Source organism: Rothia sp. HMSC071C12, from assembly GCF_001813895.1.
Classification (GTDB): Bacteria; Actinomycetota; Actinomycetes; order Actinomycetales; family Micrococcaceae; genus Rothia; species Rothia mucilaginosa.
Genome location: NZ_KV814355.1, coordinates 1 through 2260, shown reverse-complemented (window position 1 = coordinate 2260; position 2260 = coordinate 1). Strand labels below are relative to the sequence as shown.

The 2260-nt window shown below is 55.0% G+C and carries 1 protein-coding gene; it reads right to left on the bottom strand.

The window, feature by feature from the left end; all coding sequences use genetic code 11:
* Positions 1–1915 (bottom strand): type I restriction endonuclease subunit R (locus HMPREF2942_RS00860; protein WP_168165837.1); only part of this gene is annotated, 1915 nt, incomplete at its 3' end.
* Positions 1916–2260 lie beyond the last annotated feature (345 nt).

The following is a 2260-nucleotide window of genomic DNA, read 5'->3' as shown; positions in this document are numbered from 1 at the left end:
ACGAGGTTGCCAGAATCGAGTTGAAACCGCGCACACGCTCCACATAGTGTTCGGTCACCTTGTTAATCGTGCGGGACTTCTTCAGGTCGTAGCCACGCTCTTTCTGGTTAGTCTTACGGTCGTAGTTATCCAGAATGTAGGTGGCGATAGCCTCGATACGTTCAGGGCTTTCAAGTACCGCCTTGGTCTTAGCGAACTTTTCAAGTTCCTTCGCATCAGGGGTCGCGGCGCGTTCAGCAGCTACTTCCTCGGCGTAGGCGCTTTCTTCAAGGCAGGCGAAGGTGGGGCTGGTGTTGGTGTATTCCAGGTGGAAAGGCAACACGTTCTTATCGCGGATAGCGTCCACAACGGTGTAGGAGTGCAGGCAGTCACCAAAGACCTCGACGGTGGTGGTGCCGGGGCCTCCTGCGGAGTTCTCATCAAAGATAGGAGTGCCAGTGAACCCGAACATGCAGTAGTTCTTGAAGCGCTTCTTGATGTTGGCGTTCATCTGGCCGAACTGGGAGCGGTGGCATTCATCAAAAATGATGGCTACACGCTGGTTATAGATCGGGTGGTCTTCTTCAGCGTTAGTGAGGTTAGACAGCTTGTGGATGGTGGTGACCACGATGCTGGTTCCTTGGTCTGCCAGGCGGTTGCTCAGCTGACGAGTGCTGCTACTGGAGCTAACAGAGTCCGCCTGGAAGTTGTTGTACTCGAGCATGGTCTGGTAGTCGAGGTCCTTACGGTCCACGACAAAGATGACCTTCTTAACGAGCCCGGTTTCTGCCAGGCGGCGGGCGGTCTTGAAGCTGGTGAGGGTCTTGCCGCTACCGGTGGTATGCCAAATGTAGCCACCGGCCTTTTTAGTGCCGAAGGTCTTATCACTGTTCTTGGACCTATCAGCGGTTTTAACGCAACTAATAATGCGTTCAGTCGCCGCAATCTGGTACGGGCGCATCACCAGCAGATCCTGATCTACCGTAAGGATGCAGTAGTGAGTCAGGATGTTCGCCAGAGCATTCTTAGCCAGGAAGGTACGAGCAAAGAGCATCAGGTCGCTGATGCGGTTGTTCTTAGCATCAGCCCAGTAACTGGTGAATTCGAAGCTCTTACCTGCCGAACCGCCCGAGGCAGCCTGACGGCGGACCTCCTGCAGGTCTTCAATGTGCTTATGGCGCACGGTGTTGGAGTAGTACTTGGTTTCTACACCATTGCTGATAACGAAGATCTGGGCGTACTCGAAAAGGCGATGCTCATCCATCTGGAACCCGGTGCCCTGGTAGCGTTCAATCTGCTGGAAGGCTTCCTGAATACCAACGCTACGCTTCTTCAACTCGATATGAACCAAAGGAAGACCGTTGACCAGGATGGTCACGTCATAGCGGTTGAGCGTCTTACCGTTGGTAGCAGGGACACGGTACTGGTTGATGACCTGCATCAGGTTGCGTGCAGGGTATTTGGCGTCGATGAGCATGATGTTGCGCAAGGTGCCGTCTTCGAGGCGGAAGTCGATGAACCGTTCTTCCTGAATCAGCTTGGCCTTCTCCAAGATACCGTCGTTAGAGCGGGCAAGATGCTCGGTGAACAAACGGTCAAACTCTTCATCAGTGAAGTGGAAACCACTATTGGGCCCGTAGGCGCCTTCTTCAGGGCGGGTATTGAAACGTTCAAGCTGTTCACGCAGATTACGGATCAGAGCAGCCTCATCAGTAAGGTCCGACAGATACTCATAGCCCTGATCCGTAAGGGTATCAATCAGTTCAGCTTCGAGCTGCGCTTCAGTCTGCAGGCCGTTACGGTTTTCGTTAGCCTTCACCCAGTCCTTGTAGTTGGGGGCTTCGGTACGGTCGCCCAAGACGGTGAAGGTATCCGAGCTGAGGATGCGTTCAGTGAATCCCTCGGCAGGGCGGGGGTTATCGGGTACGGTTTCCACGGGGGTGCTCCTTTGCATAGATGGGTTGAGTGCGTGGATGCTTGGGCCACAGGGGTAGTGAGCCCAAAGGGGTTGAGTGTGGTTGAAGTCTAGGGGCCCGTGCAAGGGGCGGCAGGGGTCCGCCGCCTCTGCACGGGGTTCGCGCTTGATACGCAGTTTGATGCGCAACTTGATGCGCAGGTGTCTACTGGTTTTCGCCCTTACGGGGGAAAGAAAGTAGCTGGTCACGGTAGTACTCGTACTGGCTACGACGCGCTGCAAGCTCTGCGGGTAGGCCCTCGGAGAGGCTGCTGGTTAGGGCGTCGAAGCGGTCGAGAATATCGACAATGCGCTGCTGCTCTTCCA